Source organism: Archangium sp., from assembly GCF_036277355.1.
Lineage (GTDB): Bacteria > Myxococcota > Myxococcia > Myxococcales > Myxococcaceae > Archangium.
On the sequence record NZ_DASUNC010000173.1, the window covers coordinates 1 to 15784 of the forward strand.

The following is a 15784-nucleotide window of genomic DNA, read 5'->3' on the forward strand; positions in this document are numbered from 1 at the left end:
CGGGTTCTGGCGATGCCAGGACGTGGAGGAGGTGGAGGAGCACCCGGTGGTGCTGGCCTTCGCCCACGGCAGCCTGCGCCCACCGCCCAATCCGACGCGCTGGTGGGGAAGGCCGCTGGCGGTACCTGGAGGCCGGGAAGCCGTCTTCGAGATTCCGTGGCACAACTGGAACATCCGCGGCCAGTACGCGCCCCGGGTGCTCAAGCCCCCGTGTGTCCGCTCGTGGGAGCCACTCGAGAAGCACCACATCTTCCCGCAGGAGTTGGCTCTCTGGTTCAAGCGCCAGCACATCGCGATCCACGCCTATACGATTCGGCTGCCCAGGAGCTTTCACCGATGGCTACACAGCGGTGGGTCTCAAGGGGGCCAGTGGAATGATGCGTGGAGGCAATTCCGGCAAGACAACAAGGGGGCCAGCTCGGAAGACATGTGGCGATTCGCGGGTGAACTCATGTCGCGATTCAGAGTGATGGGCCCGCTCGTATCCTACTATTGTGAATGAGTACGGGCTACCCATGAACTATTTCACTCTCAAAGAAGACAAGTCGTCAGGTTACATGGGGTACATCGATTGCACCCACAAGTGGGGGCTTCCAGGAGTGCTTCGCTGCCCTGCCTGTACAGCCACGTGGAGTGGAGGCGCCAGCGCATACCCTTCTGTGGACCTGTCTACTGTGACCGCTCTGGCTGACTTCGAGGAACCCCGAGCCGAGCCTATCGAGGAATATGAGAGGCTGCGCGATCTGGTGCTGCCTCTGTTACCTCCAGGGTCATTGGTGGAACCGGGAACTGAGTTGGGCCCGCTCGTGGGCAAGGTCCAGGGCCGTTTCGGGTCGCTCGTGGCTCGCTTTCCGTGGTTGTTGTTGGCTCGGCGTGATGCATTGGAAAAGCTTCAGGCCGAAGGGCTTCGGGGACTCAAGGGCTGCCGCACGGAATTGCGTTCCCGCCAGAGGAACGCGCCCGAGTTGCTCGAGTTGGAACTTCTCCCCGTGGGTCGGATGCACTCGAATTGCCTGCCGCCAGATCGCAAACCGCCTTGTCCTCGCTGCGGCCGCGATGCACTCACGCGTCCCAGCAACATGCTGCTGGATGCATCCACGCTTCCCGGCCACTTGGACCTGTTCCGGCTGGAGGACTTCCCCACCACGATGGTCTGCACCGAGCGCTTCGTCGACGCTTGCCGCCGTCTCGAGCTGGATGGCGTGGTCTTCCAACCTCTGCCCGCCGCCTGACCTGGTCTCCGAGCGCATACCGTCAGCGGAGCATGATGTTGTCGAACACGGCGAGTTGCTCCATGCCCTCTTCGCCTCCCAACAGCATGAGCTTATGGGGGGAGTTCTGGAGTCTGTGCAACTCCACGGTACCTTGCAGCAGCAGGCGCAAGACCTCACCCGAGGAGTCGGGGGCCTGCCAGATGAGGAGCCAGGAATCATTCGTTCCCTGGCGCAACTTTGCACCCGTCAGCCGCCTGGCGATGCTGGCAAGCGGGTGCGTCAATTCCACCTGCAGCAGCATGTGTGTTCCAGCGGAATCCGTGGCGCGGATGCTGTGGTAGACGATGACTCTTCGTAGACCCTGCAGGTCGGGTGTCCACGTGACGCGCCCCGTGATGTCCCAGACGGAGAATGGACCCTCAGGCTCCATTCTGGAGAACGCCTCGGTCGCGAGGCTGACCCGCTGACCAGGGCCCTCCTGGGCGTGTGGCTGCTGGGGGGACTTCGAGGCAGAAGCGGTGGAAGGTACATCCTGCTCGGATGGAGCAACATCCGGTGCTGCTGCTTTTCCGAGCAGAAGCCCCATCACCAGCAGCGGGCCGAGAGACATTGAGAACACGTGGGGATTGTTTTCCGGAAGTGCTCGGGGTGCTCATTCGTGAAAGCGACTCACGGCCTTGAGCTGAACTTGTGGCACCACCCAGACGAATCCACCCGGGAACGCTTTCGTCGGGTCCCTTCCGAAGTGGGGAACCCCCGGCTTTCCGTCATACCAGACCTCCATGCACACGGGGACCTGTAACGCATTGACGGCGAAGGGGTTGAAGACGATGAGACGGGTATAGACGCGGTCTTCCACGATGATGCTCGCTCCGCCGAAGTTGCCACGCGCGCCGAGAGCACCCCAGTCGGATCGGAGCTCGACTCCGGTGCCATTCAGTGGCACCGACATCTTCTCTCCAAGCTTCTCCAGAGGAACGAGAAGCTCTCTCTGGTTGAGGCCAGAGCCATAGACGGCATCATGGAGGCTCCCGATGGCAATGCCGTGCTCCTTCATGGATTTGATCGATGAGGGAGGGCAGTCCATGAGTCCTTCGGCCTCGTAGAGGATCTTGCTCTTGACGAAGTTCTCGTAGAACGCCTTGTTGTGCACGGAGGCGCAGCCTGCCGCCAGGGCGGCGAGTGCGCCCAGCCCCAGGCAGGCGCTGATGCTCGGACGTGCCTTCCTGGCCTGGGTGGGAGGGGGCGGCTTCTGGGAACTCTGCTTCTCGGTCATGTCTTTCTCGCTATGTCTGGTGTTGACGACGGGCGCGGCAACGGCCTGTCCGTTGGGCGCCGCGTCCGCCACAACATGCGGCGGTTTCAGCGAGGGCACGACATCTGGGAAAAAAGCATCCCACCGTATGGGAAAGGCTTCGGGCGACATGAAAGGTTGGGTTGCTCCCACTACCTCCGAGGGGACCTCCGTCTTCCACGGGTGCAGGAGCCACAGCGCCGCGGTCAGCGCGAGGACTCCCAACCCCAGCGCTCCCCATCGCCATCCGCCCCCCGCCCGGGTGCCGTGCACGGGCGCCTGGGCCGTGAGCACCGCGCGGGTGGATGTCCCGTCCCGCTCCTCGCGAGGGGGCGCGGCCGTCCCCGGCCCGGCGCTCGTCTTCCGCGTGGGCACCTCGCCCCGCCGGGGAGGCTGCCGCGCGAGCCTGCTCATCCGCAGCAGCAGATCCTGCCCCTGCGCGAGCCGTCCCTGGGGCCGGGTGGTGGCGTTGTGGGGCGCATGGGGCTCGAACAGCGGCTCGCGCCATGACTCCTCCGCCTCCGCCCGCAGCACGGCCAGCACCGCGCGCACCTCGCCCGCGTCCGCGTACCTCGCGTCGGGGGACTTCTCCAGCATGCGCAGGCACAGCCGCTCCAGCGCCTCCGGCACCCACGGGTTGAGCTCGCGCGGAGGCACGGGCCGCTCGTTGAGCACCGCCGCGCCAATGGCCAGGAAGTCCGGGCCGGTGAAGGGCAGCCGGTCCGTGAGCACCCAGTACAGCTGCACGCCCGCCGCCCACAGGTCATCCGCGCGGGTGGGCAGGTAGCGCACGCCCGCGTCGCCCATGTGGTGGCGGAAGAAGTCCCAGGCCTCGGGGCTGCGGTACTCCGGGGTGCCCGGGGGCAGCACCGAGCTCGTCAGCGTGGGCGCCCCCAGGTAGGCCCCCGCCCCGAAGTCCACCAGCACCGGCCTGCCGTCCGCGGCGCGCACCAGGATGTTGGAGGCCTTCACGTCCCGGTGCAGCACGCCCGCGCCGTGCACCGCCTCCAGCGCCTCCATGAACTCCCCCATCAGCTCCACCACCCCGAGCGCCGACGGGTTGCTCCCGCGCACGTGCTCGTCCAGGGGCAGCCCGTCCACGTACTCCATGATGAGCACGCGGACGCGGGGCTCGTCCTCCGGCCAGTCCACGTACCCCAGCAGCCGCACCACGCCGGGGTGCCGCATCCGGCGCAGCACGTCCACCTCCCGCTCCTCCCACCCCCGCGAGCGCTCCAGGGGCAGCACCTTCAACGCGACGAGGCTCGTGGTGGCGTGCGCCAGGTACACGGTGCCGTAGCCCCCCGCCCCCAGGCGGCGCACCACCTCGTAGCCGGCCACCCGGGTGCCCGGGTCCAGCACGGGAGGGGGTTGCCGGCGGGGTCCGGGGCGGGCGCCGCGGCGGACGGGAGGGGACGGGGACCTTGGATTCTCAGCCATGCGGGTGACCTCCAGCGTCGTCTCCATGGCGCGAGGCCGCGGCGCTCCCGCCGCGGGTGCCTCCCGCATGTGAGCCGACACGTCATGCCGCCGGACACTACTCGCGGAATCACCCCGCAGGCTACTGCGCAGGTCACCCCACCTCGCGGGACGGGTTCCCCGCGGGTGGGCGGGCCCGTGTGGGCGGAGGGCACCTCCCGCCTCCCGGGCGAGCCTCCAGCCCTCGCCCGCCCCCCGTGGCAGGTGGCACGGGTTGAAGGGTCTCCCGGGGACCCCAACCTTCACGGGGACGTGTCCACCACCTCCCACCACGAGCTGTCCCTGACCGACCCCCGCCGCTTCCGCCGGCTGCTGCTGCGCGCCATCCTGCTCCCGGTGGGCCTGCTGCTGGTGCTCGCGGGCATCCTCATGTGGACGGTGGGCGGCCTCATCCAGGCCCAGGAGAAGGCGCGCCACTACCAGGAGGCCCTCACCCGGTTGGAGCGGGTGCGTCAGCTCTTCATCGACCGGGAGACGGGCGTGCGCGGCTATCTGCTCGCCGGAGAGCCCGTCTTCCTGGAGCCCTACCAGGCGGCCGGGCAGCGGCTCCCCCTGGCGCTCGCGCAGTTGGAGCAGGGCCTGGCGAGCGAGCCCGAGCAGCGGGCCTGGATGCAGGAGGTGCGTGGGCGCTGGCGGGAGTGGGAGCAGGTGGCCGACGAGCAGCTCTCCCGCTTCCACCAGGGAGGAGACTGGCTGTCCCTGGTGCGCTCGGGGGAGGGCAAGGCCCGCATGGACGCGCTGCGCTCGACGCTGGACACCATCGGCGCCGAGGAGCTCCAGCGCGCCACCCTCCAGGGCCTCGAGGCCGAGCGCGCGGGACGCTCCGTGCTCATCGCCGGAGGGCTGTGGACGCTCGCGGTGGGGGTGCTGCTGGCCTGGCTCAGCCGGCGTCAGCTCCTCGCGCTGGCGCGGGGCTATGACGCCAGCCTCGCCCAGGTGCGCGCCCAGGCGGACGCCCTGCGCGCCAGCGAGGCCCGGCTGGAGTCGCGCGTGGCCCAGCGCACCCTCGAGCTCACCGCCGCCAACAAGGAGCTGGAGTCCTTCAGCTACTCCGTCTCGCATGACCTGCGCTCGCCCCTGCGCGCCATCGACGGCTTCGCCCAGGCGCTGCGCGAGGACGAGGGCGAGCGGCTGTCCCCCGAGGGCCTGCGGCTCCTCACGCGCCTGCAGGCGGCCGCCACGCGCATGGGCCAGCTCATCGACGACCTGTTGCAGCTCTCCCGCGTCACCCGCGCCGAGCTGCGCCGCGAGCCGGTGGACCTCAGTGCCATCGCCGCCTCCGTGCTCCAGGAGCTGCGCCAGCGCGAGCCCGGGCGGGACGTGACGTGCTCGCTCCAGCCCGGCCTCACCGCGCGGGGGGACGCGCGGCTGCTCCGGGTGCTCCTGGAGAACCTGCTGGGCAACGCCTGGAAGTTCACCAGCAAGCGCTCCGGGGCCCTCATCGAGCTGTGCGCGGAGACGGCGGACGGGGTGACTCACTACGCTGTGCGCGACAACGGGGTGGGTTTCGACATGGCGTACGCGGGCAAGCTCTTCAGCCCCTTCCAGCGGATGCACAAGCCCTCCGAGTTCCCCGGCACGGGCATCGGGCTGGCCACGGTGCAGCGCATCGTCCACCGGCATGGCGGGGACATCTCCGCCCAGGCCACCCCGGGCGGAGGCGCCACCTTCCGCTTCACCCTCCAGGAGGCACTCGCATGATCGGCTCTCCCACCATCCTCCTCGTGGAGGACAACCCGGACGACGTGGACCTGACGCAGCGGGCCTTCCAGCGCGCGGGCGTCACCCGGCCCCTGGAGGTGGTGGAGGACGGGATGGATGCGCTCGACTACCTCTTCGGGCGGGGCGCGTTCGCGCACCGGGCCCAGGAGCCGCTGCCCGCGCTGGTGCTGTTGGACCTCAAGCTGCCGCGCCTGGACGGGCACGAGGTGCTGCGCCAGGTTCGCGCCCACCCGCGCACCCGCTTCCTGCCCGTGGTCATCCTCACCTCCTCGGACGAGGAGAAGGACCTGGTGGAGAGCTACAGCCACGGCTGCAACAGCTACGTGCGCAAACCGGTGAGCTACAACGAGTTCGTCGAGGCGGCGCGGCAGCTGGGCGTCTACTGGCTGGAGCTCAACCGCTCCCCGCAGCCGGGGGTGTCTGGATGACGAGGCCGCTGCGCGTCCTGCTGGTGGAGGACAACCCGGACGACCAGGAGTTGGTGGAGCGCGAGCTGCGCCGGGGGGACTTCGAGGTGTCCAGCCACAGGGTGCAGTCGGCCGAGGAGCTGCGCGCGGCGCTCGAGCCCGGGGCCTGGGACATCATCCTTTCGGACTACTGCCTGCCCGGCTTCAACGCGCCCGCCGCGCTGGACATCGTGCGCGACAGCGGCCTGGACATCCCCTTCATCGTCGTGTCCGGCAGCGTGGGCGAGTTCGAGGGCGAGGAGGTGATGAGGGCGGGCGCCCGCGACTACTTCCCCAAGACGCTCCTCACCCGGCTGCCGGCCGCGGTGGCGCGCGAGGTGGAGCAGGCCCGGCAGCGTCAGGCGCGCGCCCGGGCCGAGAGGGATCGCAACCTGCTGGCCCGCGCCGGGGAGGTGCTGGCCGGCTCGTTGGATTTGCAGGAGACGCTGGACAAGGTGGCGCGCCTGCCGGTGCCGGAGCTGGCGGACTGGTGCGCCGTCTACTTCTCCGAGGATGGGAAGCACCTGCGGGTGGCGTCCCTGGCGCACGAGGACCCACGGCAGGTGGAGCAGGGGTTGGAGACGGACCGCCTCTTCCCGCTGGAGCTGGACGCCCCCTTTGGCCCGGCGAGGGTGTTCCGGACGGGCGAGCCGCAGGTGCTGCCGGACGTTTCCCTGGAGCGGCTGCGGGCGCTGGCGCGCTCCCCGGAGCACCTGCGCCGGTTGCTCGCGCTGGGGCTGCGCTCCGTCACCCACGTGCCCCTGGTGGGACGCCTGGGCACGCTGGGCGTGGTGACGCTCGGCATCACGGAGCCGCGGCGGCCGCGCTTCACTCCGGAGGACCTGCCCGTGGCGCAGGAGCTGGTGCGCCGCGCCGCGCTGCTGCTGGAGAACGTGCGCCTGTACCGTGAGTCGCAGGAGGCCATCCGCCTGCGCGACGAGTTCCTCGCGGTGGCGGCCCACGAGCTGCGCACGCCGCTCACCACGCTGGGCCTGCAGCTGGGCACGCTGGTGCAGCGGGCGCGGCGCGAGTCCTCCCCGGAGATGGTGGAGCGGCTGGACAAGGGCCTGCGCCAGGTGAAGCGGCTGGGCACGCTGGTGGAGACGCTGCTGGATGTGTCGCTGCTGTCCACCGGCGAGGTGCCCCTGGCGCTGGAGGCGGTGGACCTGGTGGAGCTGGTGCGCGAGGTGTTGGAGCGCTTCGAGGCGGAGTCCCAGTCCATGGGGTGCGTGCTGCGGCTGGAGGCGGAGCGGGGGCTGGTGGGACAGTGGGACCGGATGCGGGTGGAGCAGGGGGTGTCCGCGCTCGTCTCCAACGCGCTCAAGTTCGGGGCGCGCCAGCCGGTGGACGTGCGGGTGATGGCGGACGGCGCGGGGGCGCGGGTGGTGGTGGAGGACCGGGGCATCGGCATTGCGCGGGAGCAGCTCGAGCACATCTTCGAGCGCTTCGGCCGGGCGGTGTCCTCGCGCTCGTACGGAGGGCTGGGGCTGGGGCTGTACCTGGCGCGCCGGGCGGCCGAGGCGCACGGGGGCCGGGTGTGGGCCGAGCCGCGTCCGGGCGGCGGGGCCCGCTTCACCCTGGAGTTGCCCTTGCGTGCCGTGGACAAGACGGTAGAGGAGTCCGCATGACGCGTCCCTTGCTGGTGGTGGATGACGACACGGACCTGCGCGAGGCGCTCGAGGAGGTGCTGCGCGACGCGGGCCACGCGGTGCTGGGCGCGGGCAATGGCCGCGAGGCGCTGGAGGTGCTCGCGCGGGCGCGGCCGCTGCCCGGGCTGGTGCTGCTGGACATGATGATGCCGGTGCTGGACGGGCCAGGCTTCGCCCACCAGATGCACGCGGTGCCCGAGTGGAAGGACATCCCCATCGTCATCTTCTCCGCCTCGGCGAGCAACGCGGCGGTGGCCGAGGAGGTGGGGGCGTGTGCCTACCTGCGCAAGCCGGTGGACGTGGAGGTGCTGGTGGAGACGGTGGGCCAGCACTTCCAGGGCGAGTGAGCGGCGCGAGGCGGGGCCTCAGCCGGCGCGGCGTACCCAGCTCGTCCACGCGCCCAGGTCCCGGTAGCCGAGCCGCTGGTACAGGCCATGCCCGAGGGCCGAGGCCTGCAGGACGGCGACGGTGCAGCCGCGGGCGCGCGCATCCGCGTGCAGGGCCTGCATGACGAGCGCGCCCAGTCCCCGGCGGCGGGCCTCGGGGTGGGTGGCCACGAGGTAGATGCCCGCGGTGCCGTCCTGCTCGAAGGCGACGCCCCCGGCGAGCGCGCGGCCGTCCTGGCGCACCAGCACGGCGTACAGCGGCGAGGAGGGCTCCAGCTGGGGGCGCCAGCTCTCGAAGTAGTCGGCGTGCTCCTGGCCATAGCTGAGCGCGTTGAGCTGGAGCACCTCGTGCAGCGTGTCCGGGTGCTCGAGCGTGGTGCCCGGGGCGAGCTGGGGAGGTGGGTGGTTCAGGGGGATGGCCATCGCGGGGAGGGAGTCCTCGGCGCGGTATCCGGCGCGGGCCAGCGCGGCCGCGGCGGCGGTGTCGCCCGGGTACACGGGGACGCGCCAGGCCGGAACGCCCAGCTCGCGGTACCACGCGTCGAGCGGCCCGAGCGCCTCGGCGAGCGCGCGGGCGTCGGTGTACAGCACCTGCTGCTGGAAGAGGGGGGCCCCGGGGCCGGGCAGGGCGAAGGCGCGCACTCCGGGCAGGTCCCTCATCCGCAGGGGACCGCCCCGGGCCTGGTGCGTCTTGAAGCCGTGGAGGTTGGCGCGCAGGCGCGCGGTGAGTTCAGCGTCCGTCATGGAGGGCAGGGTAGGCGCATCCATGCGCTCGCGGGTGGACAGCTGGCGTGCGGAAAATCCCCGGCCGGCCGCTCGGGAGGCTAGGGTGTGGACGCTCGCATGGAGCCCCGTTTCTACGCTTTCGATCCCCGTCCCACGCGCCGGGCCCTCTTCCTGGGCGCGTGCGTGCTCGCCGTTCTCAGCGCCTGGGCGCTGGCGGATGCGCGGGCGGCGGACAACGCTCCCCTGGCCATGGCCCGGGCGGGCATTACAGGCGGCCTCCTGCTCGCCTTCGTCTTCGCCTGGCATCGATTGCGGCCAAGGCCGGGCTGGGGCGTTACCTTGAGTGCTCGGGGCGTCGCATTGGCGCGTCCCTTCACCGGCAGCCAGCTGCAGCTGTCCTGGGGGCAGATCGACTCCGTGCGCCGCATCGGCCGCAAGGAAGACATGCTCGGCCTGTTCCTGGACGAGGGGGGCCGGGTGCTGCTCACGCGGCACCTCTTCCCCTCGCGCACGGCGTTCAGCGAGCTGGCGGCCGCCCTGGAAGAAAGGAAGCCCGCCCCGCGTTTTGACGCATAGCGTCGCGCGAGGCATTTCGTGAATCTTTTCGCTGCCTTGCGTGTTCTCAACACTCTTGTCCAGGGTGCCTCGAAGTGGTAGGCACACCTGTTCCCGCCAAGCGTCATCCCAAGGACTTTTCGCGCATGGAAAACATCCCCGCCCCCGGCGCCGCTACCCCGCCGCCGCCCGCGGATTACGACACCGGTGCCATCACGAAGCTGGAGGGCCTGGAGGCCGTCCGGAAGCGCCCGGGCATGTACATCGGCGACACCATGACGTACGGGCTGCACAAGCTCGTCTACGAGGTGGTGGACAACTCCGTCGATGAGGCCCTGGCCGGCCACTGCACCGACATCGAGGTGGTCATCCACGTGGACGGCTCGCTGTCCGTGCAGGACAACGGCCGCGGCATCCCCGTGGGTCCGCACCCGGACCCGAAGTTCAAGGGCAAGGACACCCTCGAGGTGGTGCTCACGGAGCTGCATGCCGGCAGCAAGTTCGGCAACGGCGCCTACAAGGTGTCCGGCGGCCTGCACGGCGTGGGCGTCACCTGCGTCAACTTCCTGTCCGAGTGGTTCAAGGTGCGCGTGCAGCGCAACGGCAAGGTGTACGAGCAGTCGTACGCGCGCGGCGTGTCCAATGGCGCGCCGGCCGTGGTCGGCGAGACGGACAAGCGCGGCACGCTCATCTGGTTCAAGCCGGACAACACCGTCATGGAGACGGCGGACTTCAACTTCGACACGCTCAGCCAGCGCATGCGCGAACTCGCGTTCCTCAACGCCGGCCTGCGGATCATCATCCGCGACATGCGCATCGGCAAGGAGCACGACTTCAAGTTCGATGGCGGCATCGTCTCCTTCGTCGAGTACATCAACAAGGCGAAGCAGTCGCTCAACGAGAAGCCCATCCACTTCCGCACGGAGCGGGAGGGCGTCTCGCTGGAGATCGCCCTGCAGTGGAACGACGGGTACGACGAGCGCATCTTCACGTTCGCCAACAACATCAACACCCACGAGGGTGGCAGCCACCTGTCTGGCTTCAAGGCGGCGCTCACGCGCACGCTCAACAGCTACGCCGAGAAGAGCGGGCAGTGGAAGGACCTGAAGGAGACGCCCACGGGCGAGGACGCGCGCGAGGGACTCGCGGCCGTCATCTCCGTGAAGCTGTCCAACCCCCAGTTCGAGGGGCAGACGAAGACGAAGCTGGGCAACAGCGAGGTGAAGGGCCTCGTCGAGCAGATGGTGAATGATCAGCTCGCGACCTTCCTCGAGGAGAACCCCACCGTCAGCAAGAAGATCGTCGCGAAGATTGGAGATGCCACGCGGGCGCGGATCGCCGCTCGCAAGGCGCGCGAGACGGTGCGGCGCAAGGGCGTGCTGGACGGTGGCTCGCTGCCGGGCAAGCTCGCCGACTGCCAGAGCCGCGACCCGAGCGAGAGCGAGCTCTACATCGTCGAGGGTGACTCCGCAGGTGGCTCGGCCAAGCAGGGCCGGGACCGGCGCAACCAGGCCATCCTTCCGCTGCGCGGAAAGATTCTGAACGTCGAGAAGGCGCGCTTCGAGAAGATGCTCACGAGCGCGGAGATCGTGACGTTGATCACGGCGCTGGGCACGGGGATTGGGCGCGAGGACTACAACCCGGAGAAGGCGCGCTACCACCGCATCATCCTGATGACGGACGCCGACGTGGACGGCAGCCACATCCGCACGCTGCTGCTCACGTTCTTCTACCGGCAGATGCCGGAGCTCATCCAGAACGGGTACCTCTACATCGCGCAGCCGCCGCTCTACAAAGTCACGCGCAACAAGAAGGACATGTACGTGAAGGACGAGCGCGGGCTGAACGACTACCTGCTGCGCATCGCCGCGGAGCACTCGCGGGTGGTGATGGAGGGCGGGGAGCTGGGCGGCTCGGAGCTGCGCGGGCTGCTGGAGAAGGTGATTACGTACGAGGAGCGCCTGGAGAAGATGGCGTCGCGGCGGGATGCGCGGGTGGTGGACGCGCTGGTGCAGGCGGGCCGGGTGGACGCGGGGCTGCTGACGGACGAGGAGGCGCTGCGGGGGCAGGTGGAGAAGATGGTGGAGTACCTGAAGGCGCGGATGCCGGACACGCTGGGCCGCTTCGAGGTCTCCTACCCGGTGGATCCGGAGCACCACACGCGCAAGCTGGTGGTGAAGACGGACATCAACGGAGGCGTGCGCCAGACGGTGTTCGACCACGGCTTCCTGTCGTCGCCCGAGTACCTGGAGCTGGTGAGTCTGCGCGAGACGTTCAAGGGGATGGGGAAGGCGCCCTACCGGGTGAAGGTGGGGGATGGCGAGGTGGTGGCGTTGTCGGTGCAGGAGGTGCTGGCGGCGGTGCGCAAGGACGCGCAGAAGGGGCTGGGCCTGCAGCGCTACAAGGGTCTGGGCGAGATGAATCCGGAGCAGTTGTGGGAGACCACGATGAATCCGGTGACGCGGACGCTCTTGCAGGTGCGCATCGAGGACGCGGTGGAGAGCGACGAGATCTTCTCGCTGCTGATGGGCGAGGCGGTCGAGCCGCGGCGCGAGTTCATCGAGCGCAACGCGCTGGACGTGCAGAACCTGGACATCTGATCCAGGGGGCCCTCACCGTGTGAATCCCCTCTCCCTCCGGGAGAGGGCCCACTCTCCCCTCTCCCTCCGGGAGAGGGACGGGGTGAGGGTATCTTGGCCCCCGAGTTGAACCCTTGTTATCCCGATTGCTCCGTCCTGTCGGGTCTTGGTAGAGGATTCGCTCCCCCCTCACCGAGGAGCGAGTCATGAAGATGCAGCGGGTGGTGCTGTCGCTGGTGTCCCTGATGGCGGCGTGTGGTGGCGTGGTGGAGCAGGAGCCGGTCCCCGCGAGCGTGGAGGAGGCGCTGGTGCTCGGTGGCACCGCCTGCGGCCCCAACGTGTGTGGCACGGGCACCTATTGCTGCAACGCGAGCTGTGGCGTCTGCGCCGCCAAGGGCGCCTCGTGTCTCGACGTGATGTGCGAGACGAGCGCCCAGCCCGAGGTGAAGGCCGAGGCGAAGCAGGCCGAGCCCGCCTCCATCGCGATCAGCTCCGGCGGCCCTTGCGGCTCCAACTACTGCGGCAAGGGTTACTTCTGCTGCAACCCGGGCTGCGGTGTGTGCGCGCCCGACGGTGGTGGCTGCCCGGATGTGATGTGCGACTGAGCAGGCGAGCGGGCGGCGCTCCGCCTGGCCGCTGATCCCTGACGTTTCCAGACCCCAAAAAGACCCGTGGGCCCGGTGCCGAAATCGGCTCCGCGCCCACGTGCCTTTCCCGTCCTTGTTGAGCTGGGTCGCGGAACGGCTGCGACCCCCATGAGCCCTTACGGAAGGAACTTGTTGTAATCCCCGAGGACCACCCGGTGGGGGCCTCCGTGACAGACAGGGTACGCATCACCTCCGACATGCGAGGGGAGGTGGTTTGTGCCCGGCTGGGGGGTACGAATGGGATGGACGAATCAGGCGGCCAGCGCCTGATTGCCCGTGCCCTTTGTTTAACCCAGTTGCTGTTTTGTGGTCAACGAGAAGTGCCACGCAGCGCGGCCGCTCGTTCCCGGCGGGACATGGCCGTGACATCCACGATGTCCACCTCGAGCGCACCCGTGTTGTCGTTCAACTGGGTGTCCGGAAAGGTGCACCGCAGCGTCTCGGCGCCCGTCATCTGGTAGCGCTTGCCCGCTTCCAGGAGCCGGTGGTTGTGCCGGCCCGTCTTCGCGTTGCTCTCGGCGCACAGCACCCGACGTGTACGGCCCGTGGGCCCCGGGCGCAGCTCCGCCAGGTCATCGCGCACGGTGAGCAGGTACATGGCGTCCGGGTTGAGCCCGCGCACGGCCAGATGGTGCTGGGGCTCGAGCACCAGGGCGTTGCGGTTGGGATCAAACGTGAGCTGGCGCGGCGGCACCCACTTGGACTGGCGCACGTTCACCCGGATCGCGCCCGCGTTGGTCGTCGTGTCGTCGTCCAGCAGGAAGACGTGCAGCTTGCGCACACCCTTGAAGGTGCGCGGCGCGGGGCCGATCAGCCCGAAGGAGTCCTCCACGGACAGGTTCTCCCCCTCGGCGAACCAGGCCAGGGTGTTGGACGCGCTCGCGCGGCCCTGGCCCAGCAGGGCGCTGCCGGTGGTGCTGAGGGAGTAGCTCGCCCCGGTGTTGAGCTCGATGGAGGCCGTGGCGTACTTCTCCACCGGGAAGGCGTTGTACTGGGGGCGCAGGACGAACACCCGCGTCGGGTAGTCCACCTCGTTGAACTTCTTGAGGTCCACCGGCGCCGCCGCGGTGTCCGGCGTGGCGGGCGTCCCGGTCCGCGCGTCCGGCGCGGCGGCCTGCTGCTCGCCGGCCGTCTCCGGAGCGGGCGCGGTGGCGGTGGGCTCGGGCTTCGGGGCGGGGGGCTCCGGCTCCAGGGGCTCGAGATCCGCGTGCATCTTCGGTCCCGACTCGGTGGTGAGGGTGAAGCGCCTGGTCCAGGGCCGGTAGCCGGGCAGGGTGACGACGAGGGTGTTGCCCTCGTGGAGGGGGACGTTCGGCACGACGAGCGGCGTGACGCCGGGCACGTCGCGGCCGTTGAGCTTCACCGTGGCGCCCGCCGGGATGGAGCTGATCCACTGCGTGCCCATCGGCACTTCCTCCACCGCCTTGCTGGAGAAGGCGAAGTGGAGGATGGCCAGCACCAGCGCGATGAGGAAGAGGGGGACGCTGATGAGCATCACCAGCCGTTGGCGCCGCTCGGCGCGCTCCTGGGCCTCGCGCTCCCGGGCCTCGCGCACGGGGGCCAGGGGGTCCGGCACCAGCTTGACGGCGGGCACCTCGACGGGGGTGTCGTGCGGGGCGTCGGCGGTGCTCTCCGCGGCGGTGGCGGGCTGCGACGAGGCCGTGGAGGTCTCCTGCTCCAGCGGCGGGGCCGCCATGGTGGCGGGGGAGGACACGCGCGTCACGCCGGCGCTCGACGTCACCCGGCGCCCGGAGGCGGAGCTGATGGTGCGCGCGCCCGCGTTGCTGGCGGGCCGGGCGGCGCCGTTGGTGGAGGGCCTCAGCGCGGGACGGCTGCCCGTGTTGCTCGACGGCCGTCCACTGTCACTGCCGGGCCGTGACTGCACGGCGCGCATGCCGGAGCCGGTGCTCGTCCTGCCGCTGGCCGGGCCCGGCAGGGCCCCCATGGGCTCGCTGATGGGCTGGGCCTGCCACGCGGCGAGCTGCTCCAGGAAGGCGGGCGTCACCTCCACCTTGCGGCCCTCGGCGGCGAGCTCCTCGGCGAAGAGGTGGCCCAGCAGCTGCGACAGCATGGCCGGCGAGAAGCGCGGCCAGCCCGAGTAGAGCTGCTCGCGCAGCGCCTCGGAGAAGGCCTGGGCGGTGGGGTAGCGCTGCTCCCGCTCCCGTGCCATGGCGGTGGCCATCACCGCCTCCAGCTCCGGGGTGATGGCGGGGTTGAGCGAGGAGGGCGGCGGGTAGTTGCCGTCGAGGATGCGCGGCAGCACCGCGGCGAGCTCGCCCTCGTAGGGGCGCCGGCCGCACAGCATCTCGTAGAGCACCACGCCCACGGCGAAGATGTCCGAGCGCGCGTCCAGGTCCTGCTCGCCCCGGGCCTGCTCGGTGGAGAAGTACGGGTACTTGCCCTTGAGCGTGCCGGGCGAGGTGCGCGACTCCACGACGCTCGTCGCCTTGACGATGCCGAAGTCGATGACCTTGACCTGGCCCTCGTAGGAGATGAGCACGTTGTCCGGCGACACGTCGCGGTGGACGAGCCCCATGGGCCGCCCGTCCTCACCGATGTGCCGGTGCGCGTAGTCCAGCCCGTCGCACATCTGGGTGGCGACGAAGAGCGCCAGCGGCATGGGCAGGCCGGGCAGTCCGGCCTTCTGCGCGCGGCGCAGCAGCTTGGACAGCGTCTGGCCGTGCACGAACTCCATGGCCAGGAAGTACTGGCCGTCGATCTCTCCGAAGTCGAAGACCTGGGCGATGTTGCCGTGGGTGAGCCCCGCGGCCACGCGCGCCTCGCTGACGAACATCTCCACGAAGTCGGGCTCGTCGGCGAAGTGGGGGAGGATCTGCTTGATGACCACCGGCTTGGTCACCCCCGCGGCGCCCTTCATCCGCGCGCGATAGGTGATGGCCATCCCGCCCGCGGCGAGCTTCGAGACCAATTCGTACTTGCCAAACTCCCGGGCTTCGTTGGCGGCCACGATGCGCGTCGCGTTGTTGGAGGACAGGGGGAGGCGGGAGCATACCCCGCTTCCTGGAAAAGTCCTGCCTGGGGGGGTCCCCGGATGGCTTTCCCGCCTGACTCCAGGGGTGGGCTGCG

The 15784-nt window shown here is 69.8% G+C and carries 13 protein-coding genes; 9 read left to right on the forward strand and 4 right to left on the reverse strand.

Annotated elements, in window-relative coordinates; all coding sequences use genetic code 11:
- The coding region (locus tag VFZ09_RS42790) for a TIGR02269 family lipoprotein (RefSeq protein ID WP_329733584.1) at nt 1–502 on the forward strand (502 nt) is incomplete at its 5' end.
- A 13-nt stretch (nt 503–515) separates the two neighbouring features.
- Nucleotides 516–1232: a double-CXXCG motif protein gene (locus tag VFZ09_RS42795; RefSeq protein WP_329733585.1), complete on the forward strand. Its 717-nt coding sequence runs from the start codon at nt 516–518 to the stop codon at nt 1230–1232.
- 22 nt (nt 1233–1254) lie between these two features.
- Here the strand turns inward: VFZ09_RS42795 and VFZ09_RS42800 are convergent, their stop codons facing one another.
- Together VFZ09_RS42800 and VFZ09_RS42805 are read right to left on the reverse strand one after the other, a co-directional pair.
- A complete protein-coding gene (locus VFZ09_RS42800; protein ID WP_329733586.1) occupies nt 1255–1824 on the reverse strand; it encodes a hypothetical protein in 570 nt (189 codons plus the stop codon).
- 42 nt (nt 1825–1866) lie between these two features.
- On the reverse strand, nt 1867–3948 hold the full coding sequence (locus VFZ09_RS42805; RefSeq protein ID WP_329733587.1) for a serine/threonine protein kinase: 2082 nt from the start codon (nt 3946–3948) through the stop codon (nt 1867–1869).
- Nucleotides 3949–4239: 291 nt separating this feature from the next.
- On the opposite strand from VFZ09_RS42805, the gene VFZ09_RS42810 reads away from it, so the two are divergent.
- The 4 genes from VFZ09_RS42810 to VFZ09_RS42825 are packed head-to-tail and all read left to right on the forward strand — an operon-like array spanning nt 4240 to nt 8151.
- Nucleotides 4240–5688: a sensor histidine kinase gene (locus tag VFZ09_RS42810; RefSeq protein ID WP_329733588.1), complete on the forward strand. Its 1449-nt coding sequence runs from the start codon at nt 4240–4242 to the stop codon at nt 5686–5688.
- Nucleotides 5685–6137, forward strand: a complete 453-nt coding sequence (locus VFZ09_RS42815; RefSeq protein WP_329733589.1) for a response regulator — start codon at nt 5685–5687, stop codon at nt 6135–6137. Before VFZ09_RS42810 ends, VFZ09_RS42815 begins: the two co-directional genes overlap by 4 nt.
- Entirely contained in the window at nt 6134–7783 is a 1650-nt protein-coding gene (locus VFZ09_RS42820; protein ID WP_329733590.1) for a hybrid sensor histidine kinase/response regulator, read from the forward strand. The genes VFZ09_RS42815 and VFZ09_RS42820 overlap by 4 nt, the downstream gene beginning before the upstream one ends.
- Nucleotides 7780–8151, forward strand: coding sequence for a response regulator (locus tag VFZ09_RS42825; RefSeq protein WP_329733591.1), 372 nt, complete (start codon nt 7780–7782; stop codon nt 8149–8151). The genes VFZ09_RS42820 and VFZ09_RS42825 overlap by 4 nt, the downstream gene beginning before the upstream one ends.
- 18 nt (nt 8152–8169) lie before the next feature.
- Here the strand turns inward: VFZ09_RS42825 and VFZ09_RS42830 are convergent, their stop codons facing one another.
- A complete protein-coding gene (locus VFZ09_RS42830) occupies nt 8170–8958 on the reverse strand; it encodes a GNAT family N-acetyltransferase (protein WP_329733592.1) in 789 nt (262 codons plus the stop codon).
- Nucleotides 8959–9033: 75 nt separating this feature from the next.
- Between VFZ09_RS42830 and VFZ09_RS42835 the strand changes: the two genes are divergently transcribed.
- The 3 genes from VFZ09_RS42835 (at nt 9034) to VFZ09_RS42845 (ending at nt 12655) form a co-directional block, all read left to right on the forward strand.
- Entirely contained in the window at nt 9034–9492 is a 459-nt protein-coding gene (locus VFZ09_RS42835; RefSeq protein ID WP_329733593.1) for a hypothetical protein, read from the forward strand.
- A gap of 125 nt (nt 9493–9617) precedes the next feature.
- On the forward strand, nt 9618–12071 hold the full coding sequence (gyrB, locus tag VFZ09_RS42840) for a DNA topoisomerase (ATP-hydrolyzing) subunit B (RefSeq protein WP_329733594.1): 2454 nt from the start codon (nt 9618–9620) through the stop codon (nt 12069–12071).
- Between the two features lie 185 nt (nt 12072–12256).
- Nucleotides 12257–12655 carry a hypothetical protein gene (locus VFZ09_RS42845; protein ID WP_329733595.1) on the forward strand — a complete coding sequence of 133 codons (399 nt, stop codon included), beginning with the start codon at nt 12257–12259 and terminating at the stop codon, nt 12653–12655.
- A 352-nt stretch (nt 12656–13007) separates the two neighbouring features.
- On the opposite strand, the gene VFZ09_RS42850 is transcribed toward VFZ09_RS42845, so the two are convergent.
- On the reverse strand, nt 13008–15665 hold the full coding sequence (locus VFZ09_RS42850) for a protein kinase domain-containing protein (protein ID WP_329733596.1): 2658 nt from the start codon (nt 15663–15665) through the stop codon (nt 13008–13010).
- Nucleotides 15666–15784 lie beyond the last annotated feature (119 nt).

Coding starts and splice junctions, on each gene's coding strand:
- VFZ09_RS42815 (WP_329733589.1), top strand. CDS start 5,685: ATGATCGGCTCTCCCACCATCCTCCTCGTGGAGGACAACCCGGACGAC.
- VFZ09_RS42835 (WP_329733593.1), top strand. CDS start 9,034: ATGGAGCCCCGTTTCTACGCTTTCGATCCCCGTCCCACGCGCCGGGCC.
- VFZ09_RS42795 (WP_329733585.1), top strand. CDS start 516: ATGAACTATTTCACTCTCAAAGAAGACAAGTCGTCAGGTTACATGGGG.
- gyrB (WP_329733594.1), top strand. CDS start 9,618: ATGGAAAACATCCCCGCCCCCGGCGCCGCTACCCCGCCGCCGCCCGCG.
- VFZ09_RS42820 (WP_329733590.1), top strand. CDS start 6,134: ATGACGAGGCCGCTGCGCGTCCTGCTGGTGGAGGACAACCCGGACGAC.
- VFZ09_RS42805 (WP_329733587.1), bottom strand. CDS start 3,948: ATGGCTGAGAATCCAAGGTCCCCGTCCCCTCCCGTCCGCCGCGGCGCC.
- VFZ09_RS42825 (WP_329733591.1), top strand. CDS start 7,780: ATGACGCGTCCCTTGCTGGTGGTGGATGACGACACGGACCTGCGCGAG.
- VFZ09_RS42830 (WP_329733592.1), bottom strand. CDS start 8,958: ATGGATGCGCCTACCCTGCCCTCCATGACGGACGCTGAACTCACCGCG.
- VFZ09_RS42845 (WP_329733595.1), top strand. CDS start 12,257: ATGAAGATGCAGCGGGTGGTGCTGTCGCTGGTGTCCCTGATGGCGGCG.
- VFZ09_RS42800 (WP_329733586.1), bottom strand. CDS start 1,824: ATGTCTCTCGGCCCGCTGCTGGTGATGGGGCTTCTGCTCGGAAAAGCA.